Annotated in this window: 12 protein-coding genes; 5 read left to right on the forward strand and 7 right to left on the reverse strand. The window is 72.2% G+C overall.

The features are described 5' to 3' along the window. Nucleotides 1–7: 7 nt before the first annotated feature. The 7 genes from AC07B0_RS23025 to AC07B0_RS23055 all read right to left on the reverse strand — a co-directional run bounded on the left by AC07B0_RS23025 (nt 8) and on the right by AC07B0_RS23055 (nt 5,927). Nucleotides 8–1,636, reverse strand: a complete 1,629-nt coding sequence (locus AC07B0_RS23025) for an alpha/beta fold hydrolase (RefSeq protein WP_478898817.1) — start codon at nt 1,634–1,636, stop codon at nt 8–10. 291 nt (nt 1,637–1,927) lie between these two features. Next, nucleotides 1,928–3,070: a hypothetical protein gene (locus AC07B0_RS23030; protein ID WP_478898818.1), complete on the reverse strand. Its 1,143-nt coding sequence runs from the start codon at nt 3,068–3,070 to the stop codon at nt 1,928–1,930. Then, nucleotides 3,067–3,357, reverse strand: a complete 291-nt coding sequence (locus AC07B0_RS23035) for a helix-turn-helix domain-containing protein (protein WP_478898819.1) — start codon at nt 3,355–3,357, stop codon at nt 3,067–3,069. The genes AC07B0_RS23030 and AC07B0_RS23035 overlap by 4 nt, the downstream gene beginning before the upstream one ends. Next, nucleotides 3,354–4,106, reverse strand: coding sequence for a hypothetical protein (locus tag AC07B0_RS23040; protein ID WP_478898820.1), 753 nt, complete (start codon nt 4,104–4,106; stop codon nt 3,354–3,356). Before AC07B0_RS23040 ends, AC07B0_RS23035 begins: the two co-directional genes overlap by 4 nt. Further along, nucleotides 4,097–4,336 (reverse strand): hypothetical protein, encoded by a 240-nt coding sequence (locus AC07B0_RS23045; protein WP_478898821.1) that lies wholly within the window; start codon nt 4,334–4,336, stop codon nt 4,097–4,099. Before AC07B0_RS23045 ends, AC07B0_RS23040 begins: the two co-directional genes overlap by 10 nt. Continuing rightward, nucleotides 4,333–5,160: a hypothetical protein gene (locus AC07B0_RS23050; RefSeq protein ID WP_478898822.1), complete on the reverse strand. Its 828-nt coding sequence runs from the start codon at nt 5,158–5,160 to the stop codon at nt 4,333–4,335. Before AC07B0_RS23050 ends, AC07B0_RS23045 begins: the two co-directional genes overlap by 4 nt. A gap of 140 nt (nt 5,161–5,300) precedes the next feature. Further along, nucleotides 5,301–5,927, reverse strand: coding sequence for a Crp/Fnr family transcriptional regulator (locus tag AC07B0_RS23055; RefSeq protein WP_478898823.1), 627 nt, complete (start codon nt 5,925–5,927; stop codon nt 5,301–5,303). A gap of 269 nt (nt 5,928–6,196) precedes the next feature. Between AC07B0_RS23055 and AC07B0_RS23060 the strand changes: the two genes are divergently transcribed. The 5 genes from AC07B0_RS23060 to AC07B0_RS23080 are packed head-to-tail and all read left to right on the forward strand — an operon-like array spanning nt 6,197 to nt 13,431. Next, nucleotides 6,197–7,024, forward strand: a complete 828-nt coding sequence (locus tag AC07B0_RS23060; protein WP_478898824.1) for a TIGR03084 family metal-binding protein — start codon at nt 6,197–6,199, stop codon at nt 7,022–7,024. A gap of 59 nt (nt 7,025–7,083) precedes the next feature. Continuing rightward, the gene (locus AC07B0_RS23065; protein WP_478898868.1) at nt 7,084–8,751 is read left to right on the forward strand and encodes an acyclic terpene utilization AtuA family protein; all 1,668 of its coding nucleotides are present in this window, start codon (nt 7,084–7,086) and stop codon (nt 8,749–8,751) included. Further along, nucleotides 8,748–10,346, forward strand: coding sequence for an acyl-CoA carboxylase subunit beta (locus AC07B0_RS23070; RefSeq protein ID WP_467296560.1), 1,599 nt, complete (start codon nt 8,748–8,750; stop codon nt 10,344–10,346). The genes AC07B0_RS23065 and AC07B0_RS23070 overlap by 4 nt, the downstream gene beginning before the upstream one ends. A gap of 8 nt (nt 10,347–10,354) precedes the next feature. Then, nucleotides 10,355–12,274: an acetyl/propionyl/methylcrotonyl-CoA carboxylase subunit alpha gene (locus AC07B0_RS23075; RefSeq protein ID WP_478898825.1), complete on the forward strand. Its 1,920-nt coding sequence runs from the start codon at nt 10,355–10,357 to the stop codon at nt 12,272–12,274. Next, nucleotides 12,271–13,431, forward strand: coding sequence for an acyl-CoA dehydrogenase family protein (locus tag AC07B0_RS23080; protein WP_478898826.1), 1,161 nt, complete (start codon nt 12,271–12,273; stop codon nt 13,429–13,431). Before AC07B0_RS23075 ends, AC07B0_RS23080 begins: the two co-directional genes overlap by 4 nt. Nucleotides 13,432–13,540: the final 109 nt, after the last annotated feature.

Genomic DNA, 13,540 nt, shown 5'->3' on the forward strand with positions numbered 1-13,540 from the left:
CCGCTTGTCAGCCCAGGAGGAGCTCCAGGTAGGACGGGGTGGCCTCCGGGGAGGTGAGGGCGAGCGTGGCGCGGGGGAGGTTGGCGTCGGCGTAGAAGGCGTCGCGGCCGGCCACGACCAGCAGGACGCGGTGGCCGCGCGGGACGTCGTACGCGGTGGCCTGGAGGTCGATGTCCGCGCTGATCAGGCTGTCCGGGGCGGAGCCCAGGTCGCTGTAGGGGGCGTGCGTGATCAGGCGCGCCGAGCCGTCGGGCGCCAGGTCCAGGAGGTGGGCGACGAAGCTGGAGCCCGGGTTCGCGGCCCGGTAGGTGACGCGCAGGCGCGGGACGCCGCGCAGCCGGAGCGTCTCTCCGGCGGGGGCGCAGGCCCAGACGGCGGCCACCTCGCGGTCGATGTCGCCGGCCGGGTAGAGCCGGGGGCGGCCCGCCATCTCCGCGTACCCGGAGCGCACGACCTCGTGGGCGACGGCCGCCGGGGTGTCGACCCCGCACAGCACGCGGGCGCTCCAGCCGGCCTCGGGGAGTTCGGCCAGTTCCCCGCCGCCGGTGAGGTGCAGCCGGAGTACCTCCCGGGTGAGGGCGTCCCAGGTCGGCCGGTGCTCGACGGTTCCGCTCCACATCACCTCGGCGGCGACCTGGCCCGCGTCCTCGGCGTTTTCGAGGCCCAGGAGGTGGTGGTCGAACCAGCGGTGGGCGTCCGTCCAGACCCGGTCCGGGAGGCCGAGGAGGCCGCCGGTGCCGGGGCCGGCGTGGTCGCCGGCGGACAGGACGATGCGTTTGGGGCCGCTGAGTTCGTCGAACAGCTTCAGGGTCTGGTTCGCCGGGAAGAGCGTCTCGTGCCAGGCGTGGGAGAAGAAGACCGGGACCCGGCGCCGGTTGAGTTCCTTGACGTGCGAGAAGGGGGAACGCTCCGCCGCCCAGCGCAGGACGCCCTCGGTGTCGCGGTGGGCCAGCACGTCCTCCAGGGCACGCTCGGTCGTCGGGCTCAGCCGGGCCCGGGCCGCGGCCGTGAGCAGGGCCTGGACGGCGGCGACGTGCCGGGTGGAGTTCTCGACGAGGGCCTCGCCGAGGTCGCCCCAGGTGCTGAACGCCACCACCGCGTCCACGCGGGTGTCGTGCGCGGCGACGAGCAGGCCGATCCCGGAACCGTAGGAGGTGCCGAGGAACCCGGCCTTGGTGACGGGCCCGGCGGTGCGTTCCTGGAGGTGGTCCAGGGCCCGGCTGCCGTCGGCGACGTCGAGCGGCCCCGCCATGTCGGCCTGCCCGGCGGAGGCCCCGAAACCGCGGGGCGTGTAGGCGAGGACGTCGTAGCCGCGGGCCGCGAAGGCACTGGCCCGCACGGCGTACGCGACCCAGCCCAGGTTCGTCCACGGCGCGGGCATCACCACCACCGGACGCGGCCGGGACCCGGTGTGCCGCCACAGCGCGGCGTCGAGCAGCACCCCGCCCGCGCCGGTCACCTTGCCCCGGCTGAAGACGGCGGCGGCCCGGACGGCCTCCACCTCGGCGGCCCGCGCGGGCGGCAGCCCGGAGGGGTCACCGCTCTCCAGGGCGGCGGCGAAGGACCCGAGGGCGGCCGCGTCGAGTTCGGGGTAGAGGGAGTACGCGGGCGAGGTGGGCGGGGCGGCTCGGTTCACGTCGGTGCATCCTCTTCGTCGAGTGACATGGACGTGTTCGGATGTGGCTGCGCACGCTCGGGTCCCGGAGCGGAACGTCCAGTATCGACGCGTCACCGCAACCACCCCGCGGACTTCCGGCCCCTCGACCGAAACCCTCCATCCCACGCGGAGGCCGGTGGGGCGCCGCCTTGCTGGCGGCGGGCTCGCGCCTCGGCTTCGTTGCGAGGTGGGGGCTTCGGTGCTGCTTGGCGAGAACACACGGCCGCGGTGAGGCCCGACCGTTCAACGGCCAGGCCTCATCGGAAGCTTCTAGGCGAGCTCCAGTGCACGCCTTTCCCAGGTGTCGATGCGATCGACGACGCCGCTGACGAGCTTGAGGGCGCTGGCGATGTCCTTGCCCGGGCCGCGTAGCTCCCGGCTCATGCCGATCATGGAATTGATCGCGGCTCCGAACGCCGTGATGCCTTCCATGGCCTGCCGGGTCCCCTCGGCCGTGCCGATGAGACTGCTGACGAACTGCTTCTCCCCTTCACTGCGTTCGCCGGGCGGGGTGGACTGGTGGTAATTCAGCGCTGCATGCACGGCGGTGTCGATCTCGACCATCCGTTCGGCGAACCGCTTCGCACCATCCTTCAGGTCTGCTGCGGGGCCGCCGATCGATGACGCGTACTTCACGAGCAGCGGCATGCGGGCCTTGAGGGGGAAACCCGGCTGGTTGGCCCGCTCCATTTCCGGTGCGGCCGCCTCGGTCGCCTCGGTGATGCGGACGAGCGCCTCGGTCATGGCGGTCGTGTCCTCCGTCAGCGCATCCATCTGCTCCTCGATCGCGACGAAGCGCTCGATCAGCCCTGGAGCTTCCGCATCCGTGGATCCATCCGGTTCACCGTCTTCCTCCGGTACGGAGACGACGGTCTGCAGACCCCGGTGGATCCTGGCGGGCGTCAGTAGTCCGAACCCCTTGTCGATGCCTTCCTTGAGGGCCTTCTCCAGGTTCCTGCGGGCGTCGACGAGTCCACTGCGTGTGCGGGTGAACCGGATCGTACGGATCGGGGCGATGTCGAACGGCAGCTGCCCGTATTCCCCGATGTGGATGGTGGGCATGCCCGTCATGTGGCGCAGGCCCAGTTCGTACATGACGTTGGGGTTGCCGCCTCCGACGTCCGCGATGACGAGATCGTCCTTCAGGATGTGATGGCAGATCTGCTCGGTGATCTCCCCGGCATCGGCGATCTCGTCAGCCCGGACCGGGTGGATGCCGAAGCGTTCGCACGCGGGCCTGATCACCTTCTCGAAGACGTCGAGAGCGTCCTCGTACGCCTTCGCCGCCGCGCTGCCGGGTTCGGCCAGGTTGTCGCCGATGGGGCCGATGACGAAGCACTTGCCGAGAACGGGGGTCTGGCCGGGCCCGGGTTCGGCCGGGGCGGCCGAGACGGCCGTGGTCATGATGCTCATGGACGCTGCTCCGTTTCGTGGTCTGTGGCGTAGCCGGCACCCGACTCCAGGTCGACGGCGTAGATGGGCCTTTCCTCGATCCCGAGGACGCGCAGGACCGAGGACGTGGGGATGCGGTACCGGCGGCCGAGGCGCAGCACCGGGCACGGGAAACGGCCTAGGCGGATCTGCTTGTAGGCGGTGCCGGGGCAGACTCCGAACGCCCTTGCGGCCGTGCGGAGATCCATGGTCAGGGGAAGGTCGAAGGCCTCCGCGAACGACAACGGGGGGCCTTTGCGCTCGCTCATCGACGTGCTCCGGACGGTCGCAGGGACAAGGTTCCGATCAGCGTTCCCTCACCGGGCCGACGGGCACGGTGGACGATGTGCCGCAGGTCGAGCCGCTGCGCCAGCGCACCAAGCCGCTGTCCCTCGATCCTGGAGGCGGAGGTGGTGAACCGGATCGGTGCGCAGAGCCTGTCGGGAAGAGCGGGCGGCTCGATGTCCAGCTGCCAGGCGTCTTCCGGAGGCAGGTCCGCCGCGGCCGGTACGTCGGCGAGGCGGGCAGCAGCGATCGCCGCGAGGTCCGCCACACACTTCTCCTTGGCGGACTGGGAGGCCAGGGCCCAGACCCGCCGGCTCGCGGCCTTCAGAAGCGTTCCGCCCAGATCGTGCCCGTCCGGGTGGAGCGTTTCCAGTGCTTCGAGGAGCGTCAGCACGGCCTCGGCCTGGAGGTCGGAGTGGTCGGTACGGAAGCGCGACGCCGCCGTGCGGATCGTGCGGTACAGGCCCGGGAGCGCCAGCCACACGGCGAGCAATTGCCAGGGCTCATCGCCCGCCGACCCCTTCTCCTGGGCGGCCAGTACCGCCTGCCGCCAGACGGCGCCGCGCAGTGGTTCGCTGGAATCGGGCCCGTACAGGACGCTCCGTGCCGTCGGGGGTGTGAGCCTCAGAAGGCCCTCGGCGGTGGTCACCTCCAGGATGAGTGGCGCCTGCGAAGTGTCCGTGACGCGCTCCGCGATGGTGTCGAAGAGTTGGTTGAAACGAATCACTGCCATGGGTTCGCTCCTCGGTCGGGAAACACGCGCGACAGCTCCTCCGATGCCTGCAGGCATGCCTGAGCAAGGCGATACAGCGCTGTCGCGAATTCGGTGCGGCATCCTGTCGAGAGCGGGCCGTCCGGCACACTGCCGGACGGCCTGGGCCAGACGTCGCCGGTTCCGTAGAAGACGAGATCGCCGCCGATGTCGCCGTGGATGGCGACACCGTGGGCCACGTGCTGGGTCACGGCTTCCGGGCCTCGGGGACGTAGTGGAAGTCACCCGACACGTTCCCCACGAGGGCCACACCGGTACCCACGTGCTGCGAGTTCCCGGATGCTTGCGGGGGGAGGACTTGTGCTGAGGGAGAGTCCTGGTCAGGCACGCCCTTGTGACTGGTTGCCGCAGGTCGGGACGGTCCCGCCGGGTGGGATTCGTAGTGCAGGAAGGCTCCGGACGGCCGGGGCACGTAGAGCCAGGCGGGCTGGGAGAAACCCTTGTCCGGCACAGTGGCGTCAACCCGGGTGCAGCGGTCGGGGTGCAGTCCGGTGTATCCGCTCAGCACCACGTCTTCGTAGACGCGCTGGGAAATGACCGCCGCCAGGTTGGTGGCCTCCGCGGTCGTGCGTTCAAGGGCCTTCCGGAGCGGAGTGCAGTCCAGCAGCCTGTGGGTGTCGTTGCGTACGGTGCCGTTGCCGTCGCCGGGAAGGCCGGAGTCGGGCAGCGGACCCACGTGGACGGCGGCGCGGAGGCGGATCCGAGATGCGGGCGTGGTGGCGTTGTGTCGCCCGAGCACTTCATCGAACGTGTCGAAGAAAGGCCAGAGGACGTAGGGGAGGAGGTGCGGACCGAAGCCGAACACGACCCCGTCACCGGTGTTCGAGGGAAACCGCCGGGTGTCCCACAGTTCGCCGAGTCCTGCCGTCGCGAGTCCGATCCCTACGAGTTCCTGGATCAGTGCGCTGGTGGAGGCCTGCAGCGAAGCCGGCAGACGGGTGAAACCAACGGCGTCGACGGCCAGTACGGCCACGTGCGGAGGCAGCGGACTGCTTTCGAGCCACGATGCGGGCATGGCGAATCTCCTGGAGGAGGCGAGTGGTGGTGTGTGCCACGAGTGCGGCCGGTTCCGAGCATGCGCGGATGCGCCCAGGGCCAAGGGGCAGTACTGACCACCCGGAGTGTGACGGTGGTCGCACACTCCGGGGTGGTGGATCAGACGCGGGCCGCTCCGGCCAGGGCGCGCAGAGCCGCCGAGTCTGTGACAGTGATCAGACAGCGGCGGGTGTCGATCGCGCCCGCGGCCCGAAGAGCCTTCAACACGGGCTTGACGGCGCCGGGTGAAGCTCCCACCGCCCTGGCGAGTTCCGCATGAGTCCAGCCGGTGATGTGCGGCGAAGCCGAAAAATCGGCGAGCCTGAGAAGGAACACGGCCAGCCTGACCTTCACGGGCACGCCCCGTTGTTCACCCTGCTCGACGTCGAGTTCGTGCTGTTTCGCCAGCAGCTGGCGGTAGAGCACAGAGGCGAGCCGGCCCTGCTCGAAACGACGGAGGAACCGATCGGATCGCACCATGACCGTCGTGCACGGACTGACCGCGATCACATGGGCGTTGCGTACCCCACCGTTGAGTACGGACATCTCACCCAGCAGGGATCCAGGTCCTCGGTGGGCCAGCCAGAGGTCCGTACCGTCCGCCTTGCCCAGCACGATCCGTACGATCCCGCTGGTGAGAGCGAGGAGATGCGTGCCGTCATCTCCCTGGCGCAGCATCCGGGTGCGTGGCGCGTAGAGCCGCTCGACTCCTTCGTCGAGCAACCCCGCCCATGCGCTGTCGATCATGGAGTTCCCCCCGTGCCTGGGACCCCCGGTCCCTCGACGGGAGGTATGTCCGGGACGGGCAGAGGCCATGCCGGGGATCACCGGGACGAGCGAAGGCTGTCTCCAGGCTGACTGTGGAAGGTGTTCGCTGGCTCAATTCACTTGCTGCGAAGACCTGTTGATGTTCTGTAGTGAAGTTGTCCGGGTCCTCAGAAAATCATGCAAGCGTGCTTGATTGTTTCTTTGGCGGGTGCCAGGCTTCCCCTCACGCCGAGCAGGGGAGCGCAAACGTGCCCGATCCGTCCGCCGTCGCCGTCTTCGCCGACCTCCGGGAGGAGGGGCGTGAACTGGACTCCCTGGTAGGGGAGTTGCCCGCCGTCGACTGGGCGAGGCCCACCCCCGCGAGCGGCTGGACCCTCGCCCACCAGATCGCCCACCTGCACTGGACCGACCGGGCCTCGCTGCTCTCCCTCACCGACCCCGACGGCTTCGGACAGCTCGTGCAGGAGGCCCTCAAGGCCCCCGACAGCTTCGTCGACGAGGGCGCGGCAGAGGGCGCCGCGCTCCCGCCCGCCGAGCTCCTCGCCCGCTGGCGGGACGGGCGGGCCGCCCTCGACGAAGCCCTCGCCGCCGCCCCGGCCGACGCCCGCTTCCCCTGGTACGGGCCGCCGATGAAGGCCAACTCCATGGCCGGCGCCCGCCTGATGGAGACCTGGGCCCACGGCCAGGACGTCGCCGACGCCCTCGGCGTACTCCGCACCCCGACCGCCCGGCTGCGCCACGTCGCCCGGATCGGCGTACGGGCCCGCGACTACGTGTACGCGGTACGCGGCCTGCCGGCGCCCGCGGCGGAGTTCCGGGTGGAACTCCTCGCGCCCGACGGCGGCGGCCCCTGGACGTACGGCCCGCCCGACGCCGGACAGCGCGTCACGGGACCGGCCCTCGACTTCTGCCTGCTCGTGACCCAGCGCGCCCACCGCGACGACCTCGCCCTGACCGCCACCGGCCCCGACGCCGACCGGTGGCTGGACATCGCCCAAGCCTTCGCCGGACCCGCCGGCCCCGGCCGCGCCCCCCAGAACGGCCCCCAGGACGCCCCCCAGGACGGCCCCCGGTGAGCCGCCGCCCGCTGCGCATCGCCAACGCCTCCGGCTTCTACGGCGACCGCGCCACCGCGATGCGCGACATGCTGACCGGCGGCCCGCTCGACGTCCTGACCGGCGACTACCTCGCCGAACTCACCATGCTGATCCTCGGCCGCGACCGCCTGAAACACCCCGAACTCGGCTACGCCAAGACGTTCCTGCGCCAGCTGGAGGACTCCCTCGCCCTGGCCCGTGAACGGGGCGTGCGGATCGTCGCGAACGCGGGCGGACTCAACCCGGCGGGCCTCGCCGACGCCGTCCGCGACCTCGCGGCCCGGGCGGGGATCCCCGTCTCCGTCGCCCACGTCGAGGGCGACGACCTGATGCCCTACGAGGAGGGCGCGCTCACCGCCAACGCCTACCTCGGCGGAGCCGGCATCACCGCCTGCCTGCGGGCCGGCGCCGACATCGTCGTCACCGGCCGGGTCACGGACGCGGCACTGGTCAGCGGCCCGGCCGCCTGGTGGTTCGACTGGGCGCCCGACGACTGGGACCGGCTGGCCGGAGCGGTCGTCGCCGGACACGTCCTGGAATGCGGAACCCAGGCCACCGGCGGCAACTACTCCTTCTTCACCGCCCACGACGTCCGCCGCCCCGGCTTCCCCCTCGCCGAGATCTCCGAGGACGGCTCGGCCGTCGTCACCAAGCACCCCGGCACCGGCGGAGCGGTCACCCCGGGCACCGTCACGGCCCAGCTCCTGTACGAGACCCAGGGCGTCCGCTACCTCGGCCCCGACGTGACGGCCCGCCTGGACACCGTCCGCCTCGGCGCCGACGGCCCCGACCGGGTACGCCTCAGCGGGGTCCGCGGCGAGGCCCCGCCGCCGACCCTCAAGGTGGGCGTCACCCGCATCGGCGGCTGGCGCAACGAGATCGTCTTCGTCCTCACCGGCCTGGACATCGACGCCAAGGCCGCCCTGGTCCGCGCACAGCTCGCGGAACTCCTCGCCGACGTCGACACCGCCACCTGGACCCTCGCCCGTACCGACCACGACGACGCCGACACCGAGGAGACCGCGAGCGCCCTGCTGCGCCTGGTGGTCCGCGACTCCTCCCCCGACCGGGTCGGCCGCGCGCTCACCTCGGCCGCCGTGGAACTCGCCCTCGGCAGCTACCCCGGCTTCCACGTCACGGCCCCGCCCGCACCGGCCCAGCCGTACGGGGTGTTCGCCTCCTCCACGACCCCGGCCGCCTGGGTCCCGCACACCGCCGTCCTCCCGGACGCCACCCGCCTCCCCATCCCGCCCGTCGCCGTACGGGACACCCCGGACCCGCGGCCCCCGGAACCCGAACCCGGGAGCCCGGAACCCGCGCCCCCGGCCCCCGGCGCACCGGACGGCGGCGCCACCACCCGCGCCCCCCTCGGCCTCCTGGCCGGGGCCCGCAGCGGCGACAAGGGCGGCGACGCCAACATCGGCGTCTGGGTCGAGACCGACGAGGCCTGGCAGTGGCTGCGCGCCACCCTCACCACCGCCACCCTCCAGGCCCTCCTCCCGGAGACCGCACCCCACCCGGTCACCCGCCACGAGCTACCCCACCTGCGGGCCCTGAACTTCACCGTCCCCGGCATCCTCGGCGCCGGCGTCGCCTCCGGCCACCGCTTCGACCCCCAGGCCAAGGCCCTCGGCGAATGGCTGCGGGCCCGCCGCCTCGACATCCCGACCCACCTCCTGCCCACCCCGGAGGGGACCCGCCCATGACCCGCCTCGGCACCACCGTCGACCCCCGCACCCCCGAGCACGCGGCAGCCCGTACCGCCGCCCTGGAACGCCTCGACGCCCTGAACGCCGAACACGCCAAGGCCCTCGCCGGCGGCGGGGACAAGTACACGGCCCGCCACCGCGACCGCGGCAAACTCCTGGCCCGCGAACGCGTCGAGCTGCTCCTCGACCCGGACACCCCCTTCCTGGAGCTGTCCCCGCTCGCCGCCTGGGGCAGCGACTACCCGGTCGGAGCCTCCATGGTCACCGGCATCGGCACCGTCGAGGGCGTCGAATGCCTGATCACCGCCAACGACCCCACCGTCCGCGGCGGCGCCAGCAACCCCTGGACCCTGAAGAAGGCCCTGCGCGCCAACGAGATCGCCCGCCAGAACCGGCTGCCCTGCGTCAGCCTCGTCGAGTCCGGCGGCGCGGACCTGCCCTCCCAGAAGGAGATCTTCATCCCGGGCGGCGCCGTCTTCCGCGATCTCACCCGGCTCTCCGCCGACGGCATCCCGACCGTCGCCGTCGTCTTCGGCAACTCCACCGCGGGCGGCGCGTACATCCCCGGAATGTCCGACCACACCATCATGATCAAGGACCGTTCGAAGGTGTTCCTCGGCGGTCCGCCCCTGGTCAAGATGGCCACCGGCGAGGAGAGCGACGACGAGTCCCTCGGCGGCGCCGACATGCACGCCCGCACCTCCGGCCTCGCCGACCACTACGCCCTCGACGAGTACGACGCGATCCGCCAGGCCCGCCGCATCGTGGCCCGCCTCAACCACCGCAAGCCGTACCAGGACCCGCCGGCCGCCGCCGAGCCCCTCCACGACCCGGAGGAACTCCTCGGGATCGTCCCGCCGGACCTGAAGACCCCCTTCGACCCGCGCGAGGTCATCGCCCGCATCGTCGACGCCTCCGACTTCGACGAGTTCAAGCCCCTCTACGGCCCCAGCCTGGTCACCGGCTGGGCCACCCTCCACGGCTACCCGGTCGGCATCCTCGCCAACGCCCAAGGAGTGCTGTTCAGCGCGGAGTCGCAGAAGGCGGCCCAGTTCATCCAGCTCGCCAACCAGCGCGACATCCCGCTCCTCTTCCTCCACAACACCACCGGCTACATGGTCGGCAAGGAGTACGAGCAGGGCGGCATCGTCAAACACGGCTCGATGATGATCAACGCCGTCTCCAACTCCCGCGTCCCGCACCTGTCCGTCCTCATCGGCGCGAGCTACGGCGCCGGCCACTACGGCATGTGCGGACGGGCCTACGAGCCCCGCTTCCTCTTCGCCTGGCCCAGCGCCAAGTCCGCCGTCATGGGCCCCCAGCAGCTCGCGGGCGTCCTCTCCATCGTGTCCCGCCAGTCCGCCGCCGCCAAGGGCCTCCCGTACGACGAGGAACAGGACGCCGGGATGCGCGCCTTCGTGGAAGCGCAGATCGAGTCCGAGTCCCTGCCGACGTTCCTGTCCGGGCGGCTCTACGACGACGGGGTCATCGACCCCCGCGACACCCGCACCGTCCTCGGCCTGTGCCTGTCGGCCGTCCACAACGCCCCCGTCGAGGGCGCCCGTGGCGGCTTCGGCGTCTTCCGGATGTGAGCCCGCAGATGACCATCACCTCCCTCCTCGTCGCCAACCGGGGCGAGATCGCCGTCCGGATCTTCCGCACGGCCCGCGCCCTCGGCCTCTCCACCGTCGCCGTCCACTCCGACCCCGACGCAGACGCCCTGCACGTCCGCTCCGCCGACGCGGCGGTACGGCTGCCCGGCGCCGCCCCCGCCGACACCTACCTCCGCGCCGACCTGCTGATCGAAGCCGCCCGCGCGGCCGGCGCCGACGCCGTCCACCCCGGCTACGGCTTCCTCTCCGAGAACGCCGACTTCGCCCGCCGGGTCGGCGCGGCCGGCCTCACCTGGATCGGGCCGCCCCCCGAGGCGATCGAGGCCATGGCCTCCAAGACCCGGGCCAAGGACCTCATGCGCGCCGCCGGGGTCCCCCTCCTCGAACCCGTCGACCCGGCCACCGCCACCCCCGCCGACCTGCCCCTGCTCCTGAAGGCCGCGGCGGGCGGCGGAGGCCGCGGCATGCGCGTCGTGCGCGACCTCGACGCACTCAAGGAGTCCCTCGACGCCGCCTCCGCCGAGGCCCTCTCCGCCTTCGGCGACGGCGAGGTCTTCGCCGAGCCCTACGTGGAACGCGGCCGCCACGTCGAGGTACAGGTCCTCGCCGACGCCCACGGCACCGTCTGGGCGCTCGGCACCCGCGACTGCTCCCTCCAGCGCCGCCACCAGAAGGTCATCGAGGAAGCCCCCGCCCCCGGCCTGCCCGCATCCCTGCGGACCACCCTCCACGAGGCCGCCGTCGCCGCGGCCCGCGCCGTCTCCTACCGGGGCGCGGGCACCGTCGAATTCCTCGTCACCGCCGACGGCCGCCCGTACTTCCTGGAGATGAACACCCGCCTCCAGGTGGAACACCCCGTCACCGAAGCCGTCTTCGGCCTCGACCTCGTCGCCCTCCAGCTGCGCGTCGCCGAGGGCGCCGCCCTGCCCCCGGCCCCGCCCCCGGCCACCGGCCACGCAGTAGAGGCCCGGCTCTACGCCGAGGACCCGGCCCAGGACTGGCGGCCCCAGACCGGCGTCCTGCACACCCTCGACGTCCCCGGCGGACTCCGCGTCGACACCGGCTTCGCCGACGGGGACACGGTCGGCGTGCACTACGACCCGATGCTGGCCAAGGTCATCGCCCACGCCCCGACCCGCGCCGAGGCCGTCCGCATCCTCGCCCACGCCCTGGCCGGCGCCCGCGTCCACGGCCTGACCACCAACCGGGACCTCCTCGTACGCTCCCTGCGGCACCCGGAGTTCACCGCCGGACGGCCCGACACCGGCTTCTACGCCCGCCACCTCACCGCCCTCACCGCCGACGCCCCGGACCCCACCCCCGCGGTCCTCGCCGCGGCCCTCGCCGAGGCCGCCCCCGCCCCCGGCGCCCGCCTCGCCCGCCGCATCGGCGGCTGGCGCAACGTCCGCTCCCAGCCCCAGACCCGCCGCTACACGGTGGCCGGCACCGAGTACACGGCCCGCTACGACCACGGCGGCGTCCTCGTGGACCACCCCGCCGTCCGGCTCCTCGCCGCCACACCCTCCCGCGTCACGCTCGAAATCGGCGGGGTCCGCCGCGAGTTCCACGTGAAACAAAATTCGAACACCGGAGAGGTCCACGTCGACTCCCCGCTCGGCGCGCACACCCTCGCGCCCGTCCCCCGGTTCCCCGCCCCCGAGGACCGCACCGAACCGGGCTCCCTGCTCGCCCCCATGCCCGGCACCGTCGTCCGCGTCGCCGAGGGCCTCGCCCCCGGCTCCGCCGTCACCGCCGGGCAGCCCCTGCTCTGGCTGGAGGCCATGAAGATGGAGCACCGCATCCTCGCCCCCGCCTCCGGCACGCTCACCGCGCTCCACGCCGAGACCGGCCGACAGGTCGAGTTCGGCGCCCTGCTCGCCGTAGTCCAGGAGGAACCGCAGTCATGAGCCCCACCATCGAATCCGACGAGCACAAGGCCCTGCGCGCCTCGGTCGCCGCCCTCGGCCAGAAGTACGGCCGCGACTACCTCGCCCGCGTCGCCCGCGAGGGCGGCCACCCCGACGAACTGTGGGCCGACGCCGCGAAGCTCGGCTACCTCGGGGTCAACCTCCCCGAGGAGTACGGCGGCGGAGGCGGCGGCATAGCCGAACTCTCCATCGTCCTCGAAGAACTCGGGGCCGCGGGCTGCCCGCTCCTGATGATGGTGGTCTCACCGGCCATCTGCGGCACGGTCATCGCCCGCTACGGCACCGAGGACCAGAAGCGCTCCTGGCTCCCCGGCCTCGCGGACGGCACCCGGACCATGGCCTTCGGCATCACCGAGCCCGACGCCGGTTCCAACTCCCACCGCATCACCACCACCGCCCGCCGCGACGGCGACGACTGGATCCTCACCGGCCGCAAGGTCTTCATCTCCGGCGTGGACATCGCGGACGCCACCCTCATCGTCGGCCGTACCGAAGACGCCCGCAGCGGGCGCCTCAAGCCGTGCCTGTTCATCGTGCCCCGCGACACCCCCGGCTTCGGCCGCACCGTCATCGACATGGAACTCCAGGCAGCGGAGAAACAGTTCGAGCTGACCCTGGACGAGGTACGCCTCCCCTCCTCCTCCCTCGTCGGGGACGAGGACGCGGGCCTGCTCCAGCTCTTCGCGGGCCTCAACCCCGAACGGATCATGACGGCCGCCTTCGCCATCGGCATGGGCCGCCACGCCCTCGCCAAGGCCGTCGACTACGCGAAGACCCGCCAGGTGTGGAAGGAACCCATCGGTGGCCACCAGGCCATCGCCCACCCCCTCGCGGCCGCCCACATCGACCTGGAACTGGCCCGCCTCATGATGCAGAAGGCCGCCCACCTCTACGACACCGGCGACGACATGGCCGCGGGCGAGGCCGCCAACATGGCCAAGTACGCCGCGGCCGAAGCCTGCGTCAAGGCCGTGGACCAGGCCGTCCACACCCTGGGCGGCAACGGCCTGACCCGCGAATACGGCCTGGCCTCCCTGATCACCGCGGCCCGCGTCTCCCGCATCGCCCCGGTCAGCCGCGAGATGATCCTCAACTTCGTCTCCCACCAGACCCTGGGCCTGCCCAAGTCGTACTGATCACATCGCGCGCCCGCGGACCGGGGGCGGGGACGGGGTGGGTGCCGTCCAGGATGTAATACGGGATGGGTCGGCGCCCGTTGCCGCTTGCACACTCAGAGGCGGATCA

The sequence above is a fragment of the Streptomyces sp. NPDC044704 genome (assembly GCF_056433525.1).